This is a genomic window from Pseudomonas sp. GL-B-12, assembly GCF_019955895.1.
Classification (GTDB): Bacteria; Pseudomonadota; Gammaproteobacteria; order Pseudomonadales; family Pseudomonadaceae; genus Aquipseudomonas.
In genome coordinates this window covers 65,228-87,815 of sequence record NZ_JAHBCX010000004.1, presented here as the reverse complement: position 1 = coordinate 87,815, position 22,588 = coordinate 65,228, and the positions used below count along the sequence as shown (strand labels likewise).

Annotated in this window: 18 protein-coding genes; all 18 read right to left on the bottom strand. The window is 58.9% G+C overall.

Going from position 1 to position 22,588, the window contains the following annotated elements; all coding sequences use genetic code 11:
- Nucleotides 1–5 precede the first annotated feature (5 nt).
- The 18 genes from tssK to KGA85_RS02355 all read right to left on the bottom strand — a co-directional run bounded on the left by tssK (nucleotide 6) and on the right by KGA85_RS02355 (nucleotide 22,401).
- Entirely contained in the window at nucleotides 6–1,337 is a 1,332-nt protein-coding gene (gene tssK, locus KGA85_RS02440; protein WP_046045022.1) for a type VI secretion system baseplate subunit TssK, read from the bottom strand.
- A gap of 2 nt (nucleotides 1,338–1,339) precedes the next feature.
- Nucleotides 1,340–1,840: a type VI secretion system lipoprotein TssJ gene (tssJ, locus tag KGA85_RS02435; protein ID WP_008150089.1), complete on the bottom strand. Its 501-nt coding sequence runs from the start codon at nucleotides 1,838–1,840 to the stop codon at nucleotides 1,340–1,342.
- A gap of 5 nt (nucleotides 1,841–1,845) precedes the next feature.
- The gene (gene tagH, locus KGA85_RS02430) at nucleotides 1,846–3,042 is read right to left on the bottom strand and encodes a type VI secretion system-associated FHA domain protein TagH (protein WP_223542882.1); all 1,197 of its coding nucleotides are present in this window, start codon (nucleotides 3,040–3,042) and stop codon (nucleotides 1,846–1,848) included.
- A 17-nt stretch (nucleotides 3,043–3,059) separates the two neighbouring features.
- On the bottom strand, nucleotides 3,060–3,200 hold the full coding sequence (locus KGA85_RS02425) for a hypothetical protein (protein ID WP_008150087.1): 141 nt from the start codon (nucleotides 3,198–3,200) through the stop codon (nucleotides 3,060–3,062).
- A 93-nt stretch (nucleotides 3,201–3,293) separates the two neighbouring features.
- Nucleotides 3,294–4,814, bottom strand: coding sequence for a sigma-54 interaction domain-containing protein (locus KGA85_RS02420; protein ID WP_223542881.1), 1,521 nt, complete (start codon nucleotides 4,812–4,814; stop codon nucleotides 3,294–3,296).
- Nucleotides 4,815–4,824: 10 nt separating this feature from the next.
- Entirely contained in the window at nucleotides 4,825–7,473 is a 2,649-nt protein-coding gene (tssH, locus tag KGA85_RS02415) for a type VI secretion system ATPase TssH (RefSeq protein WP_223542880.1), read from the bottom strand.
- A 13-nt stretch (nucleotides 7,474–7,486) separates the two neighbouring features.
- A complete protein-coding gene (gene tssG / locus KGA85_RS02410) occupies nucleotides 7,487–8,494 on the bottom strand; it encodes a type VI secretion system baseplate subunit TssG (protein WP_223542879.1) in 1,008 nt (335 codons plus the stop codon).
- Nucleotides 8,458–10,245, bottom strand: a complete 1,788-nt coding sequence (gene tssF / locus KGA85_RS02405) for a type VI secretion system baseplate subunit TssF (RefSeq protein WP_223542878.1) — start codon at nucleotides 10,243–10,245, stop codon at nucleotides 8,458–8,460. The genes tssG and tssF overlap by 37 nt, the downstream gene beginning before the upstream one ends.
- Nucleotides 10,246–10,263: 18 nt before the next feature.
- On the bottom strand, nucleotides 10,264–10,671 hold the full coding sequence (gene tssE, locus KGA85_RS02400; protein WP_223542877.1) for a type VI secretion system baseplate subunit TssE: 408 nt from the start codon (nucleotides 10,669–10,671) through the stop codon (nucleotides 10,264–10,266).
- 14 nt (nucleotides 10,672–10,685) lie between these two features.
- Nucleotides 10,686–12,161 carry a type VI secretion system contractile sheath large subunit gene (gene tssC / locus KGA85_RS02395; RefSeq protein ID WP_223542876.1) on the bottom strand — a complete coding sequence of 492 codons (1,476 nt, stop codon included), beginning with the start codon at nucleotides 12,159–12,161 and terminating at the stop codon, nucleotides 10,686–10,688.
- 26 nt (nucleotides 12,162–12,187) lie between these two features.
- The gene (gene tssB / locus KGA85_RS02390; RefSeq protein WP_223542875.1) at nucleotides 12,188–12,691 is read right to left on the bottom strand and encodes a type VI secretion system contractile sheath small subunit; all 504 of its coding nucleotides are present in this window, start codon (nucleotides 12,689–12,691) and stop codon (nucleotides 12,188–12,190) included.
- 32 nt (nucleotides 12,692–12,723) lie between these two features.
- Complete coding sequence (gene tssA, locus KGA85_RS02385) at nucleotides 12,724–14,280, bottom strand: type VI secretion system protein TssA (protein ID WP_223542874.1); 1,557 nt, start codon at nucleotides 14,278–14,280, stop codon at nucleotides 12,724–12,726.
- 616 nt (nucleotides 14,281–14,896) lie between these two features.
- Nucleotides 14,897–17,227: a lipase family protein gene (locus KGA85_RS02380; RefSeq protein ID WP_223542873.1), complete on the bottom strand. Its 2,331-nt coding sequence runs from the start codon at nucleotides 17,225–17,227 to the stop codon at nucleotides 14,897–14,899.
- Nucleotides 17,224–18,021, bottom strand: a complete 798-nt coding sequence (locus KGA85_RS02375; RefSeq protein ID WP_223542892.1) for a hypothetical protein — start codon at nucleotides 18,019–18,021, stop codon at nucleotides 17,224–17,226. The genes KGA85_RS02380 and KGA85_RS02375 overlap by 4 nt, the downstream gene beginning before the upstream one ends.
- A 107-nt stretch (nucleotides 18,022–18,128) precedes the next feature.
- Complete coding sequence (locus KGA85_RS02370) at nucleotides 18,129–18,926, bottom strand: hypothetical protein (RefSeq protein WP_223542872.1); 798 nt, start codon at nucleotides 18,924–18,926, stop codon at nucleotides 18,129–18,131.
- Nucleotides 18,923–19,768, bottom strand: coding sequence for a DUF4123 domain-containing protein (locus KGA85_RS02365; protein WP_223542871.1), 846 nt, complete (start codon nucleotides 19,766–19,768; stop codon nucleotides 18,923–18,925). The genes KGA85_RS02370 and KGA85_RS02365 overlap by 4 nt, the downstream gene beginning before the upstream one ends.
- Complete coding sequence (locus tag KGA85_RS02360; protein WP_223542870.1) at nucleotides 19,765–21,792, bottom strand: type VI secretion system tip protein VgrG; 2,028 nt, start codon at nucleotides 21,790–21,792, stop codon at nucleotides 19,765–19,767. The genes KGA85_RS02365 and KGA85_RS02360 overlap by 4 nt, the downstream gene beginning before the upstream one ends.
- Before the next feature lie 90 nt (nucleotides 21,793–21,882).
- Nucleotides 21,883–22,401 (bottom strand): Hcp family type VI secretion system effector, encoded by a 519-nt coding sequence (locus tag KGA85_RS02355; RefSeq protein ID WP_223542869.1) that lies wholly within the window; start codon nucleotides 22,399–22,401, stop codon nucleotides 21,883–21,885.
- Between the last annotated feature and the right edge of the window lie 187 nt (nucleotides 22,402–22,588).

Genomic DNA, 22,588 nt, shown 5'->3' with positions numbered 1-22,588 from the left:
GTCGGTCAGTTCCTGATGGCCCAGAATTTCAGTTCAAGCTCGGCGAATTCGCCGGACACGTGGAACGCGAAGCCGCCGGAGCGCTCGAGTTGTGCCAGGTCTTCGGAACTGAGTTCGAGAATGAAATAGGTTTTGTTGGAGTGGAACGCGATCTGCCGCGGGGCCACCGGCAACGGTTTGACCTTGATGCCCGGCAAATGCAGGTTGACCAGTTGGCGGATGCGCTCCACCGGGCCGACCTTGAGGTGCGCCGGCAAGCGATGGCGCAGTTCTTCGGAGTCGCAGTTGGCGCTGGCGGCGAGCACGAACGAGGCCGAGCCCAGCAGTTTGTGGTCGTGCAACGGCGAGACGATGATCCCGTACTGACGCGCTTGCAGCACCAGTTCGATGGCGTGCTGTTCGAGCACCATCGACAGTACCTGACGAATCGCTTCCATCAGCTTGCGGAAACTCGCGCCCTGGTCGCTGTGCTGGTAACGGCTGTCCAGGCGCGGGCGTTTGCTGTCGCTGGAGAAGGTCGCCAGATCGCCGAGCATGGTCAGCAGCGTGCGGTACAACTCTTCCGGGTGAACCTGCTCCAGGCCGAGGTAGTGGCGCAGCAGCAGTTCGGTGCGGTTGATCAGTTGCAGCATCATGAAGTCGCCGACTTCCGCGCCACCGACTTTGCCGTTGGAGCGGATCCGCTCGGCGATGGTGTCGCCCCGGTGGCCGAGCATGCTGATCACTTCTTTCAGGCACGACAGCAGGTAGCTGGACGAATGCGCCTGAATATAGGTCGGGACGAAGTCCGGGTCGAGGCTGATCACGCCGTCGGGCGTGGTGTCGAGCACTTCGCAGATCTTCAGTTTCACGTAGGCCTGGTCGCTCTGCTGCTCGCCGAGCAACAGTTTGAAGTCCGGGCGGCCGCAGCTGACCTGGCTGGCAGAATCGTCGCCGGCGTTGGAATCGGCGACTTCCGCTTCGTACGCGGTGTAGCGCGCCAGCACGTCGGATTGCTCCGGACGACGCGACTCGATGTGGTTGCCGGTGACCAGCGGCAGCGCCAGGTAGATCGGCGTGTTACCGGTGTTCGGCGGTACGTCGAGCGCCAGCGGTTCGGTGTTGCCACCGAGTTCGAACAGGCTGCCGTCCGGCAGAATCCCCGAGGCCTGGCTGATCACCAGTTTGCCCATGTTGAGGAACTGCAAGTCGATGTCCAGGTTCAGGAAGCCCCAGGTGTAGCTGCCCAGCAACTGAGTGCGGGTCTTCATCTGGTGGTCGTAGTAGCGATCGTTGTGCTGGAAGTGCTGCGGGCGCAGCAGCATGCCTTCCTGCCAAATCACTTTATGGGAATTCATGATCAGTCATCCGCCTTGGCGAGCGTTTCGTTGCTGTTGCGAATACCGGCCTGGTCGAGGGTCAGATCAGCGTCGGTGACTTCCACCGGGGTGACTTGCACCGTGTAGCGCCATTTGGTTTCCGGCAGATCGCGGTAGGCGGCGAGGATGCCGACGTAGCGACTGCCCTCTTCCACGCTGAGTTTCATCTCCACGGTTTCACCTGGACGCAGCTCGATTTCTTCGCTGGCCACCAGGTCTGGGGCCAGGGATTCCTTGGCGCGCTCGTACAGGCTGAAGAAATCAGCGTTCTCGAACGTCACCGGATGCTTGAGCTCGAACAGACGCACAACGATCGGCGACGGACGCCCGTTGAGGTCCGGGTTCAGCTGATCGCTGGCGGTCAGCTTCAGGTTGAGCTTGGTGACGTGGGAATACGGCGACAGCGACGAGCAACCGGCCAGCAGCACCAGGGCCGCGAACGCCGTCAGCGTCTTGAAAAAAGCGGTCGAGCAGCGAGACATGCGCATCATCCTTGGTGGTCGGTGTGAAGGGTGGAAATCAGGCGGATCTGTTCTTCGTAGGCTTGAGCGAAGTCGCGGGCCAGCAGGCGCTCGCTCCAGTCATCGTCCTGACGCAGGGCCTGGTGATAACGACCGTAAGCTCTCCAGCGACTGCCGGACGTGGCGAGCAACGGCTTGTTGTCGCGTTCGAAACGCAGGGTCAATTGCTGGGGCGAGAAGTGCTCCAGCGTGCCGCGAACGGCGGCGCGGCTGGCGGTCAGCAAGGCCACCTGATGCGCCTGCAAATCGCGGAACGCACGGGAAATTGCTTGTTCGGCCGGCAACTGACCCGGCTTGTTCGGCTGCAACAAAATGCCCAGCGCTTCGCCGGCATCGACGGCAAATTTCAGCGGGTTCTTTTGGGGGCCTTGCACGGTGGTCTGGGCCAGACGCAGTTCGTTTTTCAGTTCGCTGCGGGTGCGCAGGCTCTGCTGCAAACCGCCGACGCTTTGCTTGAGCAGGCGTGCAGCGTTCAGCGCCAGGGCTTCGCGGGCGTCGTGCTCGAGGCCTTTGAGGTCCACGCCCAGCGTCGCACCGAAGTGCTCCCAGAAACCTTCGCTCTGACGCTCGACCGCTTTGGGCGGTGGCGCAGGGGCTGGCTCTGCCGGGGCGTTGATCAACTCCGGCACCATCAGGCTTTCCATGTCGATACGCGCATAGTCGGCGCGCTGACGGGTGTCTGAGAGGGTCGTGCTCGGGGAGATCAGCTCGTCGATTTCCGAATACACGCGCTCTTGCTGATCGAGGGCATTGAGCGGGTCGAGATCGAGAAACGCATCGTCCGGAATGATGCTGCCCGCCGCTTGCGGGCGGCCTACTTCAACGTCGAAGGTCGCCGGGTCGCGCACCAGCCGCGCACGGATCTCGAAGTCACCCAGCACGTAGACACTGCCGTGCTCGATGCGCATCGCTTCGCCCTTGCGCAGGCGTGCGCCGCTTTCGCTGTCCTGGATACCGTTGCTGCTGGTATCGGTCAGGAAAAACGTGCCTTGGCGGTAGCTGATCACCGCGTGGTGATTGGACAGGTGACGCTTGCGGTCGGGGATGATCCAGTCGCAATCCTCACCCCGCCCGATCACGCCACCGGCCTGTTTGAAGGTCTTCTGGCACAAATCCGTGGGCACGAACTGCTTGGTGTTGAGCATTTCGAAAACCAGTTCCATGGTGATACTCCTTGCGGTCACTTGCCGCGATTGACCGCCTGCGGATCACCCAATGGGCGATAGGTGTTGTCGTTGTATTTGTAATTGCCGCTACAGCCGCCGAGGCCGCATAGAACGACGAGGGTCAGCAGGACGGCTTGCCAGTGACGAACAGACATCAGAGGGTCTCCAGGGGTAGACAAAGTACAAAGCGCCGACCCGTTTGGGCGGCGCTGTTAGAAGCGGATAAGGTGAAATCGACGGTCGTTTGCCTACCCATCGAAATCACCCAAATTGATATTCAGGCGCCCGAGGCGATACAGCAGCGTGCGGCGCGGCAGCCCGAGTTCGCGGGCCGCGAGGGTCTGATTGCCGTCGTTTTTGCGCAGGCAATCGAGCAGCAGACTGCGTTCGACCTGCTCCAGGCGTTCGCGCAAGTTCAGGCCGCTGCTGTCTTCCGGCATGGCTTCCATGCGCAGAGAGAAATGTTCGGCCAGTAACTCACCGCCCTCGCACAGCAGCACCGCGCGTTCGACCAGGCCTTTGAGTTCTCGCACGTTGCCGGGGAAGGCATAACCGGACAGGTGATCCAGCGCCGCATCGGACCAGCACACTGCATCGCGCTGCAAGAACGAGCACGCCTTGTCGGCGAAGTGCCGGGCCAGGTCGAGGATGTCGCCTTCGCGCTGACGCAGGGCCGGCAACTCGATCGGGAATTGCGCGAGGCGGTAGTACAGGTCCTCGCGGAATTTGCCTTCGCTGACCAGCACCGACAAATCCCGGTGAGTCGCGGCGATGATGCGCACGTCGATTTTGTGGGTGTCGTTGGAGCCCAACGGGCGGATCTCGCCTTCCTGCAGAACCCGCAACAATTTGGCTTGCAGGGACAACGGCATGTCGCCGATTTCATCGAGCAGCAAGGTGCCGCCGTTGGCCGCGTCGAACAACCCGGCACGGTCGCGATCAGCACCGGTGAACGCACCTTTGCGGTAGCCGAACAGTTCGCTTTCCAGCAGGTTCTCGGGGAACGCCGCGCAGTTCTGCACGATGAACGCCTGGGAACGGCGCGGGCCGCAATCGTGAATCGCTCGCGCCACCACTTCCTTGCCGGTGCCGGTTTCGCCGCGCAGCAGCACGGTATACGGGCTGTGCAGGACTTTGCTGATCAGCGAACAGGTCTGGCGCATGGCCGAACTCTTGCCGATCAAACCGTAACCGCTGGCGCTTGGGACGCTGACCTTCACTGGCCGCACATCACCGGTTGGCTGACGTAGACGTTGCAGCAAATGCAGTTGGCCAAGCACGAACGAACCGAGTTGCCCGAGGGAATCGGCAAAGCCTTGCAAGTCGATGTGCCGGCGACTGGCGCACAGCAGCAAGCCTTCGACGGCTTTCTGCTGATTGACCAGCGGCACACACAACAGCGACTGCCAAGGCATGGCCTGAGGCGGCAGGAAACTGGTTTCGTGCAGGCTGCCGCTCAGCTCGCTGAGGCACACCACGCGGTTCTGGCACAGGGCGAATTGCAGCAGTTGTTCACCGTTGTAATCCGCCGGCAGGCTCGCCGCTTCCCGGGGTTGCAGGATGCCGTTGAGGCATTCGGCGTTCATCCCCAGGCACGTGTGAGTCGCGTCCAGCAGGTACAGCTGCGTCAACTCGCAACCGCTGAGCTCGGCCAAGCCGCGCACGAAGTCACCCAGCAGCGCAGCACCGTCCGCCGCCCGCGACAGGCTGGCGAATTGCGCCAGCAAGGCTTCGGCATAGACCAGTGGTTGCGGCACTTGAGTGAACATCACACCCACCTCAGGCGAACTCGCAGGTCACGCTGGAGTTGCCGTCGAGTGTCGCGTGGACACGCTTGAGGCTTTCGCCCGTGGCCATCGCATCGAGCAAGCGATCGGCCACCAACGGCAGCACGTGCAGGTCGAGCAAATGGTCAATGAGGCGCGCGCCGCTGTCGCTCTGGGTGCAGCGATCTGCCAGGTGATCGACGAGGTCTTGCGAGTAAGTGAAATCCAGCTGACGACGGTTCAGGCGCTCGCCCAAACGGCCGAGTTTGATTTCGATCAGCTCGCGCAGCACCGGGCCACCGACCGGGTAGTAAGGCACCACACGCATGCGCGCCAGCAGCGCCGGTTTGAAGTGTTTGCTCAGCACCGGGCGAATGGTTTCTTCGAGTACTTCGGCCGACGGCCGCGCGCCGTTTTCACAGAGCTCGGCGATGCGATCGCTGCCCAGGTTCGAGGTCATCAGGATCAGCGTGTTGCGGAAGTCGATCTCGCGCCCTTCGCCGTCGTTGGCCACGCCCTTGTCGAAGATTTGGTAGAACAGGTTCAGCACGTCCGGGTCAGCCTTTTCGACTTCGTCGAGCAGGACGACGGAGTACGGCTTCTGGCGCACGGCTTCGGTGAGCATGCCGCCCTCGCCGTAACCGACGTAGCCCGGCGGCGCACCGATCAGGCGCGAAACGGTGTGTTTTTCCTGGAACTCGGACATGTTGATGGTAGTGATGAAACGATCGCCGCCGTACAGCAAGTCCGCCAGTGCCAGTGCGGTTTCGGTCTTGCCGACGCCACTCGGGCCGACCAGCAGGAACACGCCAACTGGCGCATCAGGTTTGTTCAGGCCGGCAGCGGTGGCGCGCATTGAGCGGTCCAGTGCGTGAACGGCTTGTTCCTGACCACGGATGCGCGTGCGCAAATCGGTGGCGAAACTCGCGACCTTGGCGTTGTGTTTGCGTGCCAGTTGCGCCAATGGCACGCCGGTCCAGGCGCTGATCACTTCGGCGACCAGACGCGGGCAGACTTCGAAGCTCACCAGACGTTCTTTGATCTGAAGTTCGGTCAGGGCTTTGTGAGTTTCGTTGAGTGCGCTTTCCAGCGTTTCGACGCTTTGCGCTTCGTCCACCGGCAGCGTTTCGATCACGGTGCCTTCGGCATCTTCTTCAACCGTGACAGTAGGCTCGACGGCGGCGGCTTCGCGCGCCTTGGCCAATTGCTGACGCAGGTCCAGCAGGCGCTCGGCCAGTTCTTTCTGCTCGGTCCAAAGGGTTTCCAGCGCGACCCTTTCGTCATCGGCGGCAGCCAGGCGATCTTCCAGAGCGTCCAGCGCTTCGTGATCGATCAGCAGACCGGCCTCGGCATCACGGCGCAGGGCCTGACGCTGACGGCCACCTTCAGCCAGTTCGCCACGCAAGCGTTCGAGGCTTTCCGGGGCGGCGGCGAGGCTGATGCGTACGCGGGCGCACGCTGTGTCGAGGACATCGACGGCTTTGTCCGGCAGCTGACGGCCAGCGAGGTAACGGGCGGACAACTCGGCTGCCGCAACCACCGCGTCATCGCGCAGGTAGATGCCGTGGCTCTTCTCGTAAACCTGAGCCAGGCCACGCAGGATGGTCACCGCTTCGCTGACGGTCGGTTCGTGCAGCTGCACCGGTTGGAAACGGCGGGCCAGGGCCGGGTCTTTTTCGAAGTACTTCTTGTACTCCGCCCAGGTAGTCGCAGCGATGGTGCGCAACTCGCCACGGGCCAGGGCTGGCTTGAGCAGGTTGGCCGCGTCGGAACCGCCGGCGTTGCCGCCCGCGCCGATCAGTGTGTGGGCTTCGTCGATGAACAGGATGATTGGTTTCGGCGAGGCTTTGACTTCGTCGATCACGCCTTTGAGGCGACGCTCGAATTCACCTTTGACGCTGGCGCCTGCCTGCAGCAGGCCCATGTCCAGCGACAGCAACTCAACGCCTTTCAAGACTTTCGGCACTTCACCGGCGGCGATGCGCGAGGCCAGGCCTTCGACGATGGCGGTTTTGCCGACGCCGGCTTCACCGACCACGATCGGGTTGTTCTTGCGGCGACGGGCGAGGATGTCGACCATCTGCCGGATCGCGCCATCGCGGCACAGCACCGGGTCGAGTTTGCCGTCGCGGGCCTGTTGAGTCAGGTTGTGGGTGAAGCGCTGCAGCAGCGATTCGCCCGGCACGGCAGGTTTGCCGGTGGCCGGTTGTTCTTTCTGCGACAGGGCGAATTCTTTCAGGCGTTCGATGTTCAGCTTGGCCAGCAATGACTGGTAGCGGCTGCCGGCGTAGCGCATCGGGTTGCGCAACAGTGCGAGGATCAACGCGGCTTGCTCGACCTGGCTCTGGCCCAGTTCAAGGTTGGCCACCAGCAACGCGTCTTGCAGCCACTGCACCAGTTCCGGGGCGAACACCGGGTTGCGCGAAGCGCTGTGCTCGACCCGCGATTGCAACGCGGCGCTCAGCTCACCGGCATCCACTTCGGCGTCTTGCAGCGCGCGTGCGAGCAAGCCTTGCGGGCGCTCCAGCAAGCCCAGCAGCAAGTCTTCGACGAGAATCTTACTGCCGCCACGGGCGACGCAGCGTTCGGCCGAACTTTCCAGGTCACGACGGGTTTCGGCGTCCAGCGCCTGGATAAGTTGTTGCAGGTCTACGTTGATCATTGGTCATCTGTCCTTAATGAATTTTGCTGCCCAGGGTCACCACGCCGTCCGCTTTTTCGCGGCCGAGCCAACTGGTCCATCCCAGGCGACAGGCGTTTTGTTCACCGATGCGCAGTTCGCGGATTTCTTCCTGGCGCAACACCAGGCGAATGTCGTAATCGAGCGGGTCACGCAGGGTGAACCGCACCAGCGCACAGAGCGGCTGGTAGCCGAAACCGATCGGCAGGAATTCGTGGAAGCGTTGCCAGTCGAGTTCGCGGATGTGGATGCGGAACTTGCCGCTGCGGTCGCGCACGTGTTCGCCCAGCACCAGGTCTTCGCCGAGCAGGCTGTTGGCGCGGCCCAAGCGATTGCGCTGCTCGTCGAGGATTTCGACGCGACGCTCGATGCACTGCTCGATGGTCAGTTCGGCATGCTTGAAGTAGTAACGCAGCACCGCTTCGATCAGCGCCGCCGAGTGCGCCCGCAAGCTGAGCAAGCCGAGGTACGGCAGCAGGCGTTTCCAGTTCAGTTCCTTGGCCTTGCGGATCTCTTCGCCGCCCAGACCGATCAAGGCAAACAGCTGCGCCGAGAACGGGTCGAGGGCGCCGCTCTGGAAGCTTGCGCGGTAGCGGTATTTTTTCCAGATCGGCAGCATCAGCCGTTGCAGGCGATGGTGAAACAGGTCGAAGAAGTTGCGGGTCGGGTTGCCGTCTTCGCTGTCGCCCAGGGCCTGTTCGCCGTAGAACGCCGGCAGCGGCGAACCGGAACCGACCAGGCCGATCAGGTTGAAACGCAGACGCGCGCGCATCTGCCCGTGCTCTTCGAAAAACTCCACGCGATCAACGTCACTGCCGGGGAAACCCAGGCTCGGATTGGCCTGGAATTCCAGCTGGTCATACAGATCATCTTCGCTCAGGTACGGGAGCTCCACGCGCAGCCGGTCGATCACCAGCAGCACGGCCTGAAACAGCGAGTACTCGCGAATTACCCGGGTCAGCCCGCTTAAAGCAGGGGCTGCAGGCCCATACGTGGTGTCCATTGGTACACCTCCCCCTGTGTACTTTTTACCTGCAGCTCGTGAAACGAATTGAGACTGGCGTAAAGCGCGAAAAACTCGTTAAGAACCGAAGCGAACACGAACAGGTCGCCTTCACCGATATAGCCTTGCGGATCGATGGTCAGCTCGGTGCGCAAACCGCGTACCGGCAGGCCACGGTGCAGACGATCCACGTGGTGATGCTTGATGTGCTTGAGGCCGCCGAGCAGGCGTTTGCTGACCTTCTCCGCGTGCTGGTCGTAGTAGCGCGGCAAGTCGTAGGTTTCGAGAATCACCTTCAACGCATTGACGTCAGCCAGGGACAGATAGTTGAGCGACATGTTGCTGATCAGCTTCCAGAGGAAGTCACGGTTCAGCGGCGGCGCGAAACTCGACGTGGCCGGGGTGATGTTGCGGAAACTGAGGAACTCCGGTGTCTCTTTGCAGGGCTTGCGGATGTCGCCGAGTTTGAGTCTGCGCGGCAGGTTCTGGTTGGTACACATCAACTCGATCGACAGGGTCTCTTGGGCTTCGGTGTGGCGGATGCCGAAGCTCAGGTACGTGTCGAGGCCGTCGTGCAGCAGGGACGAACGCTGACGAATGCTGTAATGCGCACGGCTGGTGGGCACGTCAAAACTCGGGTCGTGTTCAAAGGATTCAAACGGTACGTATTCCTGATAACCGAGGCCGCCGGGCTTCCAGCCAGTAACGGTTTCCACGGAAAACACGCCGCAGTTTTCCAGGCCGGATTCGGCGGGCAGCAACAGGTATTCGTCCTGCTTGCCGTCGAGGCGGATCGGCAACGCATCGCGCTTGAACAGGTTGACGATGGGCGTGCAATACAGCTTCACATTGTCCAGGGTCGGGCGCATGCGCAAGATGCCGCTCTTGCGAATGTCGAAGCGCAATTCCATGCCGCGCATCTGTTTGAGGGAGTCTTCCGGCAGCGCCTTGAGCAGGTCCAGACCGTTGACATCGACGAACAGGAATTTGTCCTGGAAGGCGAAATACTCTTGCAGGTAGCGATAGCCGCGGAAGGTGTTCAGCGGATACGGGATCAACGCTTCTTCTTCGGCAAAGCCCACCGGCTGCACACGTTTGCCTGGCATCTTGAACGCCATTGGTTTGCCGTTGATACCGTTGATGGGTTTGCCGGTGCCATCCAGCGGGATCAACTCGATGCCTTCGAGATTGCGCAAAAAACTGAAGTAAAGCATCTGGCTGATGTAACGCTCGCCGGCAAAGTGCAGACGCAAACGGCTCAGCGCCATCTCACCCAGATGACCATCGGCGCTCATCTCCAGCCGCAAGCTCAACAGTGAACCGTCACCTTTCACCGAATACGTCAGTGCGGTCAGGTCCAGCGCCTGGACTTCGGTCGGGTAGCACGTGCGGAAACGACAACGCACATCATCGACCGGTTCACTCTCAACCGGCGTATCGCGTTCTACCATCACCGCCGGCCCGGAGCGTTTCAGCGGGTCGAACTGCAAAATGCTGAACGCCGGCAGCGGCCGCATATAGTTGGGCCACAGCAATTGCATCAGCGAGTGGCTAACCTCAGGCAATTCATCGTCGAGCTTCTGACGCAGACGCCCGGTCAGAAACGCAAAGCCTTCCAGCAACCGCTCCACGTCCGGATCGCGGCCGGCCTGCCCCAGAAAAGGCGCTAAGGCGGGGTTGCGCTCGGCGAATCGACGGCCTAACTGACGCAGGGCCGTGAGTTCGCTTTGGTAGTAGTGGTTAAAGGACACAGCGTTTCCTGTAGGTCGTTAGCTGACGGTGACTTGTCCACGGCCATCCAGGCGCGCGGCGAAACTGACCTGGCGCTTGAAACCTTCGACTTCCAGCAGACCTTCGATACGGAAGGACAGGCGAAGCTGATCGTGGTCAGGCGGCAGGGAGATGACCTGCACATTGCTCAGGCGTGGCTCGTAGGCTTCAATGAACTTTTCGATAGCCAGACGGGCCTGACTCAGAGAGTCGTGCAGGCTCAGACGCATATCATTGAGATCGGGTAGCCCGTAATCGGACAGTGTTTGCACGCTGCCCGCACGGGTGCTGAGCATCTTGGCCAGATGGGCAGCCACGGACGCCATTGCGCAGGCCTCACGGCTCCAGCCGGCGCGTTTGTCCACGTCGCCACTCAGGCGTTCGAAAAGGCTGCCGTATCCGGTCATGAGTGAGGCTTCGCTTACTCTTTGTCCAGCTTGCCAACCAGCGACAGGGTGAAATCGGCACCCATGTACTTGAAGTGTGGGCGCACGTTCAAGTTGACGCGGTACCAACCAGGCTCGCCTTCAACATCGCTGACGATGATCCGGGCAGCGCGCAGTGGACGACGGCCACGGACTTCGGCGCTCGGGTTTTCCTGGTCGGCCACGTATTGGCGGATCCAATTGTTCAGTTCCTGCTCAAGATCGGTACGCTCTTTCCACGAACCGAGTTGCTCGCGCTGCAGCACTTTCAAGTAGTGAGCCAGGCGATTGACGATCATCATGTACGGCAGTTGGGTGCCGAGCTTGTAGTTCAGTTCGGCCGTCTTGCCTTCTGCACTGTTGCCAAAGAACTTTGGCTTTTGTACTGAGCTTGCGGAGAAGAACGCCGCGTTGTCGGAGCCTTTGCGCATGGTCAGGGAGATGAAGCCTTCCTCGGCCAGTTCATATTCACGACGGTCGGAAACCAATACTTCTGTAGGAATCTTGGTTTCGATTTCGCCCATGCTTTCGAAGTGGTGCAACGGCAGGTCTTCCACCGCGCCACCGCTTTGCGGGCCGATGATGTTCGGACACCAGCGGAATTTGGCGAAGCTATCGGTCAACTTGGTACCGAACGCGTAGGCCGTGTTGCCCCACAGGTAGTGTTCGTGGCTATTGGCGACGGTTTCTTTGTACACGAACGATTTGACCGGGTTTTCTTCCGGGTCGTACGGATTGCGCAGCAAAAAGCGCGGTACGGCAAGACCAACGTAACGGGAGTCTTCAGAGGTACGGAAGCTCTGCCATTTGGCAAATTGCGGGCCCTCGAAGTGATCTTTCAGATCTTTCAGGTCCGGCAGACCGGTGAAGCTTTCCAGGCCAAAGAATTGTGGGCCGGCCGCGGCAATGAACGGCGCATGGGACATGCAGGCAACACTGGACACGTACTGCATCAGCTTTACGTCCGGGGAGCTTGGCGACATGAAGTAGTTAGCGATGATCGCGCCCACTGGCTGACCACCGAACTGACCGTATTCAGCGGTATAGATGTGCTTGTACAGGCCAGCCTGCATCACTTCCGGCGAATCTTCGAAGTCGTCCAGCAGGTCTTCTTTGGAAACGTTGAGGATTTCAATCTTGATGTTTTCGCGAAAATCGGTGCGGTCTACCAGCAATTGCAGGCCACGCCACGACGATTCCAGGGACTGGAAGTCCCGGTGGTGGAGGATTTCGTCCATCTGACGGCTGAGCTTGGCATCGATCTCGGCGATCATGCGGTCAACCATGGCTTTCTTGACCGGTTCACCGTTGTTCTGCGGCTTGAGCAGTTCTTCGATGAACGCCGACACGCCGCGCTTGGCGATGTTGTAGGCTTCATCGTTCGGAGTCAGACGGGTTTGGGCGATGATGCTGTCGAGAATGCTGTATTGGCTGTTCTCGTTGCTCTTTTGCTGTGCTGCGCTAGTGCTCATTGCTGGCTTCCTTGACTGATGGGGTCTCAGACGTTTTGGGCGGCGGCGTTCAGGCCCAGTTCACCCAGTACACGACCACGGGATTCGTCGTCGGCGAGTACGCCTTCGATGGCTTTGCGAAACGCCGGCGCGTTACCCAGCGGGCCTTTGAGGGCCACCAGCGCGTCGCGCAGCTCCATCAGCTTTTTCAGCTCAGGCACTTGTTCGACCAGCGCGGCCGGGTTGAAGTCCTTCATCGAGTCGATGCGTACCTTCACGACCAGTTCTTCAGTGTCGCTGTCTTCCTGAAGACGGTTCGGTACGCTCAGTGTCAGGCTCAGCTCTTGCTTGGCCAGCACGTCATCGAAGGTCATCCTGTCGATGCTGATCGGCTTGCGATCTTCGACTTTGCGTTCGTCCTTGCGGTGGGTGTAGTCACCGATTGCCAATAGTTTCAACGGCAGTTCGATCTCTTCCTGTGCACCACCGGTGGCAGGTTTGAAGGTGACGTTGATGCGTTCCTTGGGGGCTACCGAGCCTTCTTTGGCCATGGCATTTCTCCTTGCGGTTGTGGCCCAGGGGCCTATTCGAGTACCACTTCGAGATCGAGGTGGCACAGCCTGCGAAAAATCTCATCCTTGCGCTCACGTACGGCATGGTTCTGCGGTAACAACTCGCAGCAGCTATGCAGCAAATGCAGCACTTGCAGCGCAAGATCGGGCTCCCACGCGTTCAGGCCTGAGTCCTGTAGTGTCTGGTCGAGGGTTTCGAGTTGGGTCTTGGCCAGTTCGTATTTCTTGGCCATGAAACACAGCCGCGCAAGGGCGAACTGCCAGAAGAATCGAACGCGCCCGCCTTGGGCACTTTGCAATCCCTGCTTGAGCGTTTGCACAGCGGTCTTGAGGCCGTCCTTGCGTAAAATGGGCAGGACTTCTTCCAGGGCCAGTTCCCAGGCCGACTGGGTGTCGGCGACTTCGACTTTGCGCGGCGCACTGGCGGTTTGCAGGTGTGGCATGACGTTGGCGGCGATCCATGCCCGAGTGGTCGGATCGGCAAACGGGGCACCATCGTGGAAACGCAATTCGACGATGCCAGGCAGGCGCTGAATCAACAGTGCGAAATGGATTTCCACTTCGCGCATCGCCATCTCGGCGTTCAAGCCCTGAAGGCATTCCCAGACCATCCGCTGGCCATCGAACCAAAACGGCGCCTTCGCCAGGCTCGCCTCCAGCTCGACCAACAGGTCGGCGTACTGAGACTGGTCGTATCGGTCCTGATAATCCTTGAGCTTGTCCGTCGGCAAACCGCGCAGTACGGTGATTTGCTCGGCATTACGTTCAGGGACGGCATCGATGGGCAACCACAGGAGCGTGCGATTGAGGCGTAAGGCGCGCAGGTCGGTGGCTTTCTGCTTGAGCCACCACGCACACAACGGTCGGGCGGCCTCTTGCTGAGTGCGCAGGGCCTTGTGGGCTTCTTTTTCGTTGTCGATCGGTGCGCCGGACATGAACAACTGCGTGGCGGCCTGTTTGACCTGAGCCACCGCGGCGCCCACCACGCCGGGTTCTGGCTGATTGTCGGCGGCACGCTGGACCATACTTTTCAAGCGGCGAGTGATCGGCAACAGCAGCGGCGCATCGTCACCCAGGTGTTCTGTGCAGGCGGCGTCGAGGCCTTCAAGGTGTTCGACCAGACGTCGGAACAGCGGTAACTGCTCTTTGATCGCGACACTCTCAGTGAGCACTTGTTCAAGACGTGGCACCAGCCAGCTGACTGCCGCAGCACGGGTTCGCCCTTTGACGGGGTGGAGGTGCGACCACGAATGCTCACACAGGTGATGCAAGAGACCACAACCGGCCACCAGGCCAGGAAAGGATTCACGCTGATACAGCGCCCACGTCACCCAGCTCGCAACACGCAAGTCTTTGGATTGAGTATGGAGCAGGACCTCACCGGTTTCTTGCACTTTGAGCCAGTCGACCTGCCCGCTTTCATGCATCGATTGGGCTTTGGCCAACTCGTCTTCCAATGCCTCGAACTCGCTCGAAAAACGAACGTCTTCACCGGCAAAACACCGCTCGCCAACAGCCGACTTCGCAAGCTCAAGATAATGAACCGATAGTTTGCTTGAGTAAGACACTCCAGGTGAATTCCCTGTTCCACATTCCATCCGTGGAGTTTTTAGTTTGGCTTCAGCGATCCAGATACGGCCTTGAAAATACGGCCGCCATGGTTAAACCGATGGCCCTTGAAGGAACGTTGAGTATCGAGGTTTGCAACATAAATTGTTGTAGGAATTGTCTCTAAAAGGCGAAGGAATCGCCCTAAAAGCAGATCGCGAGTATTGCGCTACCCTCGAACTAACACTCACCATCCATCGAACCGAGCCGTGATAGCGTCGTGCCCCGGCAGTCCTCCTCGTCCTTACCTGCATCAAAATACCCACAAGGTTCATTTACGACGAAAGCACACACAGCTGTCGTCTTTGGACAGTTTTAGGCACTCAGGCTCAATCGTCAGTTGCATATCGTGGAAGCTGGTTGCCAATCCTTCTGGAGGATAATCAGATATTTCCTTCCAACTAAAATACAACCATCTTCCTGACGGAGTTATATCAAACCATTGAATATCGGCATCATCGCCCACATTCGTATTCAGACTTTTTAGTATTAGTGTGCCTACATGGAACTTTGCTGGGCCGGCATCAAAACTTATTCAAAGCCGGCAACCCTGCAAGAACTGTATTGCCGGACGAGTCAGCGCCAGGTAATCGAATCAAGATCCAGGTGAATGGGTGCACCCGCTGTGTAACCACCGGTTATGGCCGCAATCGCCCGGTCATCATCGTCGGCCGGTGGAGGGATCATTGCCAGTTGCTCCGGTGCAGTATTTTCCGGGTGGGACTTCCAGCGAGGCAGACTTTCCGCCAACAATTCGGGCCGGCCTGCGAATCGGCCATAAATATCCGCCTCGGTGATTCTTTCTTCTCTCAACCTGACCAGCCGGCCCCGTGTCATTTGCAGTTGCTCGATTTCGTTACGAAGTCGGCGGGCTTCTGCCTCTTGTTGATTAACAACGGCTCGGTGACTCGGTGTCAGACCGCGCTCAAAATCACGCAATTGTAGGGTGATGCTGTTTAAAGCATCATCAATCCATTTAAACTCACGATCGGTAACCAGCGAGCGATTCAATTGTCGTGATTCCTGCCAGCGACGCAGGCTCGCCCAGCAGTTGGGGATGTAGCTGGCAACCATGCTGTGATCTGAGCTATCCACCAACTGGCGCAGAAATGATCCGCGCACGGGCAACCCTTCGATTTCCCGCAGCACCCTGGCCAAGCCATGATCAACGATGACACTGGAGGCCGGAGTCCAGAGGATGGAGGACTTTTGTCCCGCGCCGAAGTTCACCGGCATGAAATGGCGCATTTCTCCGTGATGAGCGTAGGGCTCGCCCTTGAAGTTGACGATGCCCGTGATGAGCAACGCTAGGCCAATGGGTGCACTGAGGAGAATCACTACCCCGCTCGCGGCAAGAAGCTTCGGATGTGAGGTGTTCATCCATGGCGCGGGGACACTCGGCACAGGGTCGTTATGGTTGACGATGCGGTGATGGACCAGCGCGCGGGCACCTTCGACAAAGGTTTTGTCGCCGGCGCGTGGGGCGCCATAGGTATAGAGAACGATATCTACCGTAAACCGTTTATCACGTTGCAGCATCTCAGCCAGGATCAGTGCGATCGCTCCACCCAGGCTGTGCCCGGTGATCACCAGTTTTTGCCCGCTGTAGAATTTTTCCAGATAAACAGCGACAAATTTCATGGCCACCCTGGCCGCCCCATAAAACCCATTATGCACCTTGCCCACCCCCTCTTCAAAGGGCACCTGGCGTGCATCGGCATCACGGAGGCCGTCTTCCAAAACCTCACTGGTTCCACGCACCGAGATCAGAATCAGTTCGTCGTGATGGGTGATGAAGGCCTGGGTGTCCGTGCTATTGGGTTGATTTCGATCATCCAGACAATGCAGCCTGGCTGGGTTTTCCTGCGCATTACCCAACAGAGGAGCGTTAACCTCGGGGTACAGCTGCGGATCGAACGGCACGACTTCCAGGCGTTTGGAATAAGGCACCTCCTCATACAAGGGGTAATACGCCTTGCCCTCGGCCTGCGAGGCATCCACTTGCCACAGTTCGTCAAATTGCGCCAGGGCATGACCGAACCAATTGCCGCTGCTCGGCTGAGTCGGAAATCCCACACTGTCAGTTTCCACCGGTTGTGCGTTCGGGTTCTGGGCAAAGTCGGTGTAACTCAGGGTCGCCATCAATGCCAGTTGATACAGGTTGAGCGCGCAGAACTCGTTACCGGTCGACAACATCGGCCGTAGCGCGCGCAGTGGGCGTACTTCCAGCACATGGTGCCTGTTCGGCAACAGGGCAATGCCCTTCGTGGTCGGCGGTGGCGGAGCGAACCCCAGTTCTGCCACGGCCATATAAGTCGGGGTGATGACTCCGCCCATCCCGTCGTCCGGAGCACGAACGCTCCGTGTCGTGGATGTTTTCGTTTCGGACGGCTGTCGAAACAGCGCATGCACATACTTGTTGGGTGGGAAATTGCGCTTGGCCAGGGGTGGCAAATGGGCGATATGTTCCACCAACTCACTGACTTCAACCTGGCAATAAACACCGGCTTTGTCCTGGGCGGGATTACGTTGCGTGCGGATGCCTGTTTTGTTGAAGAAGCGGGTGCTCTCGGCACGCGCTTGCAGCTCGGTGATGGGTAGAGGGTAATGCTTCCTGCGCATTAGTTCGTTGTAGTCATCATTAGTCCCTTGGTAGGACTGGCTCAGTTTGAGCACTACCGGGCCGCAAAAGTGATTGTCTACCTTACCCGCACCGGCAGCATCCAGTGTTCCGGTGTAGACGACGTCTTCGTAATCCGTGACCTCATAAGTCAAACCCGCATAGGGCTTGCCATCACCGAACTCATCCACCAACTGAAAGCTGCTTGAGTGACCACTTACTGGGCACGCATGGATATGGCCACCAAAAGACCCTTTTTCACTTTCCGGCAAAGGTTTGTAAGTCATGGGGTCTCGTCCTTGTTTTCAGTACAGCCGGGGTAAATGGTGCAGACACGTTCATCCACCATTCGGAAGGTGCTGAAGTCTTTGTAGTTGCCATAACAAAAAGCGTGCTGGTCTTCAAAACCTTTGCCCATACATCGCTTCCAGCCACCAGGCACCTTGACCCAGGTATCCCCCATATAGGGCTCTTCTTCATCGGCCAGCTTGATCTTCAGCCTTACAGTTTTGCCCGGCAGTTGGTCCAGGGTGTACGCCGTAAAGGGGTGGCCCTGGGTAACGTTGCCCTGGGCATCCGTGTTTCTGCAGGTGAGGATTTTGGTGATGTAGCGCTTGGGGCCGATCGTGCGGAACAACCACTGGCACTGCCCGGAGAACTCACTTTCCCCGGCCGCATTGAAAGTACCTTTGGTGCGTTCCAGCAGTTCGGGGCGTACCGCGAATCCGGCATAGTCATAAGTGCTGTAGGCGCGCTTTTGATCCCTGCCCATAATCCCCGTGACATTGATTTCTACGAAGTTCAACATCAGCGGGCAGCCGCTTACTGTCCGGTACAACACGATGTCAGAGGTGGGCTTGTATTCCTGATTCAGGTTATTGAATCCCAGTTGCGTATTCTTGCCCCCGGGTACGCTGCAGGTTTCCCCGGTGGCGGGAACATAGGTGGCCTTTAAGTCGTAAGTGAAGTCAGGTGGCAGATCGGTGGTAAAAGTAAAAGTGTCCGACCGGCCTGGGGCAGTACAACCCACGGCAAGCACCAGGCAGCCTCCAAGGGTCAGGCTTTGCATCATTCGCCGTATACGGAGCGTCAAAATGCAGCGTCGGGGAGTCGTTTGAATGTGGTGCCCAACGCTTGGGTGAGGCGCACCAAAAGACCCTTTGTCACTTCCCGGCAAAGGTTTGTAAGTCATGGGGTCTCGTCCTTGTTTTCAGTACAACCGGGGTAAATGGTGCAGACACGCTCATCCACCATTCGGAACGTGCTGAAGTCTTTGTAATTGCCATAGCAAAATGCATATTGGTCTTCAAAGTTCTCGCCCATGCAGCGCTTCCAACCGCCGGCGACCTTGACCCATGTATCCTTCATGTAAGGTCTCTCTTCCTCCGCGAGCTTGATCTTCAGTCTCACTGTTTTGCCCGGCAGTTGGTCCAGGGTGTACGCCGCAAAGGGATGGCCTTGGGTAACGTTGCCCTGCGTATCAGTGTTTCTGCAGGTGAGAATTTTGGTGATGTAGCGCTTGGGGCCAATCGTGCGGAACAACCACTGGCACTGCCCGGAGAACTCACTTTCCCCGGCTGCGTTGAAAGTGCCTTTTGTGCGCCCCAGCAGTTCGGGGCGCACCGCGAATCCGGCAAAGTCATAGGCGCTGTAGGTGCGTTTTTGCCTTCTGCCAATGATCCCCGTGACATTGATTTCTACGAAGTTCAACATCAGCGGGCAGCCACTCACCGTCCGATGCAGCACTATTTCAGAGCTGGGCTTGTATTCCTGATTCAGGTTATTGAATCCAAGTTGCGTATTCCTCCCACTGGGTACGCTGCAGGTTTCCCCGGTGGCGGGAACATACGTGGCCTTTAAGTCGTAAGTGAAGTCAGGTGGCAGATCGGTGGTAAAGGTAAAAGTGTCCAACTTGCCTGTGGCAGTACAGCCCACGGCAAGCACCAGGCAGCCACCAAGGGTCAGGCTTTGAATCCCTCGTTTCATACGGCGTCTCCCTGCCAATACAGTACTTCCTGATGCAAGCGTTCAAAATGCAGCATCGGGTTCTCGTTTGGCTGAGGCAACCAGCGTTTGGGGGGAGCGAAACCCGGTGCATGCAAGCTCTGCGTCAATAAAAAATGAATGTGCTCAGGCTCTTGCCAGCCCCAGGTACGTGCCAGATCGAGCTGGCCACGGAGCCAGGTATCGATATTTTGCTGCTCGGCAAGCCTGACCAGGGTGTCCGTATGCTCTCGCATCAAGTAGCGGCGGCTGTTGTCGAACTGCACATTCGCGCAGATAGCTTCTGGCGTTGGAGTACTCAGCCATGCTGGAGCGCTTGGCAGCGGATACTGGCCAGGCTCAGGGTTGTCGGTGACGATCCACTGCTCAGCCTGCCAATAACACACACTGGCTATTGGTCCGAGGTATTCGGGGTTTTGCCCGGATTGCAGATAAGCTAACGCGCGTCCCAGCACGCGGTTATCGTGAAAACGGTAGAGCGCCTGGTTCGGCCGCTCTCCGGTAACAAGACGCTCTTGCCAATGGGTGGCCAGTGCACAGAGGTCGTTGTTCTCTGCGCTGGCCAACCAGCCCCAATTGCGTTCGGGGGCATTCAGGAGTGCCTGGAGAGCTGGGTGTTCTGCTGACTCAAGCTGAAAAAGGTATGGGGCCACATCCGCCAATGAGTCCGCCGGTGTGCCGACGTACAGGTTGCGATACTGGTCGCTGCCCAGTTCGGCGATCAGTGCATTGCGCTCATCGAGTTGTCCATCAGAGTCCAGCACCAGGTAGATGTGGCGTCCTTGTTCGGCTTGCGCACGCAGCCATTGTTCCACAGGCTTCATGCGTGCTCTCCAATGCTGCAAAGGCCATTGCGACAGGCCTCGCAGAGCGGGCAGTAATCCACTGCTTGCTGTTTGGCGGCGGTCATGATGGACATCGGATTGGCGACAACAACTTGCGGTGAGCTGACCAACGCCTGTATCGCCTGTAACGGCGGAATACCCGCAACCGGCGCACCTCCCTCAACGATCGGCACGCTGCTGAAAATCCCTGCAGAGTTCATGACGATGTGCTGGCCACCCGCCTGGAGTGTCAGGCTAATCTGCGCATCGATCACCACATTGGCGGCGGTGACATGGGCCTGTGTACCGGCCTGAATCACCAGCGTGCCGCCTGCCGTGGTGCTGCTGTTGCCGGTGATGGAGATCAGCTCATTGCCGCCGACAGTGGTATTACGCAGGCCTTGGGTGGTGTGCAGCTCATCGCCCTTGATCAGGCTGGAGCTGTTGTTATCAACCTGTTCAAAACGGTCGTTGCCGATCAGGCTATGACTGTCGTTAAGGGCCCGTTGTTCGATGTCGCGCTGGGCGTGTAGAAGGATTTTTTCCTGCCCGGCCCGGTCTTCAATCGACAGCTCGTTGTAGCCGCCATTGGCCGGCGAGCTGTGGCTGCGCAGCACGGTTTTGGTTTTGTGTTCCGGCAAAGGGTACGGCACGCAGGTGACCTTGTTCGGCACGCACCCGGTAATCAAAGGCTGGTCGGGATTGCCCTCCAGAAAGGTCACCAGCACTTCCATGCCGATGCGCGGTATGGTCACCGCACCGAATCCCGCTCCGGCCCAGCTCGACGACACCCGCAGCCAGCAACTGCTCTTGTCGCTGTTCAGTTCGGCGCGGTCCCAATGGAACTCGACCTTGACCCGACCGTATTCATCGCAATGGATTTCTTCCCTCGCCGGACCGGTGACACGGGCGGTCTGGCAAACCAGCATCGAGGGACGCAACAGCAATGGCGGACGGTAGAACACGTCCCAGGGAATCGCCCTGAAGCTGTTGCGATAGCCTTGGGTGAAGCCGTCTTCGGGTTTGGTGTCGCTAGTGACCGATTCCTCAAGCACCTGCGGCTGCTGGCCTTCGTGGGTCACGCTGAGCAGTAGCCACAAATCGTTGTACGGCTGACGCGGATGCTCGATCAGGTTGAAAAAATGGCCGCTGCGCAGGTTCGGCTGGTCGCTTTTGCCTTCGGCCAGTTGGTAGTCGCTGCGATGCCGCTCCAGCGCCTGGCGGGCCAGCTGTTTGCCGAGTTTTTCATTTTCGATCAGCACCGGGTAGCGGTAGTCCTCGAGTGCCGGAAGGAACTCGGCCGTGAAGTGGACTTCCGGCAACAGGCTCGGACGTTTAAAGTCATAGCCTCGGCGCGTGGTCGTGCTGGTTCGGGTACTCAAACGCATGGAGAACTGGCTGACCACCGGGTGCTCCGCCACCATGCCTGAACCTTGCTGATAGGGTGTTTGGCCCAACGTGGGAAACCAGGTCTGATCGTCGCTGAAGACCAGGTGATGGCCGTCCTGGCTGTGTTGGTGGTGCCAGGCAATCCCGTCTTCGCTGCACAGCCTCTGAATCAGTTCGAAATCGCTTTCAAAATATTGCGTGCAATATTCACGCGTGGGACTGGTGCTGACATTGAAGGTGAACGCATCGGCCAGGATGCCGTGCTCCTCGAGCACTTGCTTCACGATCTGCGGCACGCTCTGGTCCTGAAAAATCCGCTGGTTGTGGCTGAACTGCAAGTAGTGCAGCGCTGGCACCAGGGTCATCTGATAATGGGTCAGGCGCTTGCCGGCTTCCCCGACCAACACATCTTCGATACGTCCGTGGATACCTTCACCGTTGAGGCCGAACCGCAGAAAGGCTGGCTGGCTGAGCAAGCTTTCCAGATCAACATCCGGATACTCGCTGACCAGCTCAACCTTGATCGCATACAAGGCGCTGATGGTTTCCGTACCGTGAAAAGCGAGCACCTTGAAATCATTGCGCACGGCAGGGATCAGCAGGTCGAAATGCGCGGTATTGGCCGACGCGAACATAGGCTTGTCCTTAAGCTGGATGAGGAAAAAACGCGCAAAAGAGCAAACAAACGCATGGAGCCGAACATAGCCGGCACCATGCGGTGCGCCTTAGCCGGCGACCGGCGTACGCCAGTCATCGGAACCGGAGGTGCCGCAGACTTCGTGGGTCCAGGTGATCTTGCGATAGGTGAAGTGCACATCTTCCAGATGGGTAAAGTGCGCGTTCGCCGGGTCCTGGCAGTTGTGCATGCAGTCTTTGATGTCGACGATGATCGCGTCTTCAAGTTTGGTGGTGTAATAGTGCTCCTGGGTGCCGGCCGCCGAGGTGCGGTACCACTTGATTTCGATCGACGTCAAACGCTCGCCCGACGTCAGTGCCGCCAGCAGCAGCGGCGAGGCCTTATCGAAAACTTTGGTGATGACCACCGGCTTGTGTATGCGCTGGCCGGTGGGCTGGCCGGACTGCGGGTCACGAGGGATGATCACTTCGTGCTCGAAACCCTGGACCATGACTTCGTCTTCGTGACCTTCCTGGTAGGTATTGCCCACCGAATCCGCGGTGAAGGCGCCAGCGGTGATCAAGCCTTGCTTGGTGCCGGTGATGGACATGTAAGCGGGTGTGGCCATGGAGGCTCTCCTTGCTGAAAAATAAGACTTGAAAGGCCGATTTGCCTGCCAAGGTCCCACCAACAGATCAAGGTTTGTGCCACTTTTAAAATATATTTAAATAACAACAACTTAGTTTCGACTTGTAGCCTATTTCCCTTTTTGGCGAAGAAAACCCGGCTGGAAGTGCGCAAGAAGTTGCGCAGTG

What these genes read in the sequence shown, in the direction of transcription:
- tssK (WP_046045022.1), bottom strand. Translation starts at nt 1,337, where the DNA reads ATGAATTCCCATAAAGTGATTTGGCAGGAAGGCATGCTGCTGCGCCCG.
- tssJ (WP_008150089.1), bottom strand. Translation starts at nt 1,840, where the DNA reads ATGTCTCGCTGCTCGACCGCTTTTTTCAAGACGCTGACGGCGTTCGCG.
- tagH (WP_223542882.1), bottom strand. Translation starts at nt 3,042, where the DNA reads ATGGAACTGGTTTTCGAAATGCTCAACACCAAGCAGTTCGTGCCCACG.
- KGA85_RS02425 (WP_008150087.1), bottom strand. Translation starts at nt 3,200, where the DNA reads ATGTCTGTTCGTCACTGGCAAGCCGTCCTGCTGACCCTCGTCGTTCTA.
- KGA85_RS02420 (WP_223542881.1), bottom strand. Translation starts at nt 4,814, where the DNA reads ATGTTCACTCAAGTGCCGCAACCACTGGTCTATGCCGAAGCCTTGCTG.
- tssH (WP_223542880.1), bottom strand. Translation starts at nt 7,473, where the DNA reads ATGATCAACGTAGACCTGCAACAACTTATCCAGGCGCTGGACGCCGAA.
- tssG (WP_223542879.1), bottom strand. Translation starts at nt 8,494, where the DNA reads ATGGACACCACGTATGGGCCTGCAGCCCCTGCTTTAAGCGGGCTGACC.
- tssE (WP_223542877.1), bottom strand. Translation starts at nt 10,671, where the DNA reads ATGACCGGATACGGCAGCCTTTTCGAACGCCTGAGTGGCGACGTGGAC.
- tssC (WP_223542876.1), bottom strand. Translation starts at nt 12,161, where the DNA reads ATGAGCACTAGCGCAGCACAGCAAAAGAGCAACGAGAACAGCCAATAC.
- tssB (WP_223542875.1), bottom strand. Translation starts at nt 12,691, where the DNA reads ATGGCCAAAGAAGGCTCGGTAGCCCCCAAGGAACGCATCAACGTCACC.
- KGA85_RS02380 (WP_223542873.1), bottom strand. Translation starts at nt 17,227, where the DNA reads ATGACTTACAAACCTTTGCCGGAAAGTGAAAAAGGGTCTTTTGGTGGC.
- KGA85_RS02370 (WP_223542872.1), bottom strand. Translation starts at nt 18,926, where the DNA reads ATGAAACGAGGGATTCAAAGCCTGACCCTTGGTGGCTGCCTGGTGCTT.
- KGA85_RS02365 (WP_223542871.1), bottom strand. Translation starts at nt 19,768, where the DNA reads ATGAAGCCTGTGGAACAATGGCTGCGTGCGCAAGCCGAACAAGGACGC.
- KGA85_RS02360 (WP_223542870.1), bottom strand. Translation starts at nt 21,792, where the DNA reads ATGTTCGCGTCGGCCAATACCGCGCATTTCGACCTGCTGATCCCTGCC.
- KGA85_RS02355 (WP_223542869.1), bottom strand. Translation starts at nt 22,401, where the DNA reads ATGGCCACACCCGCTTACATGTCCATCACCGGCACCAAGCAAGGCTTG.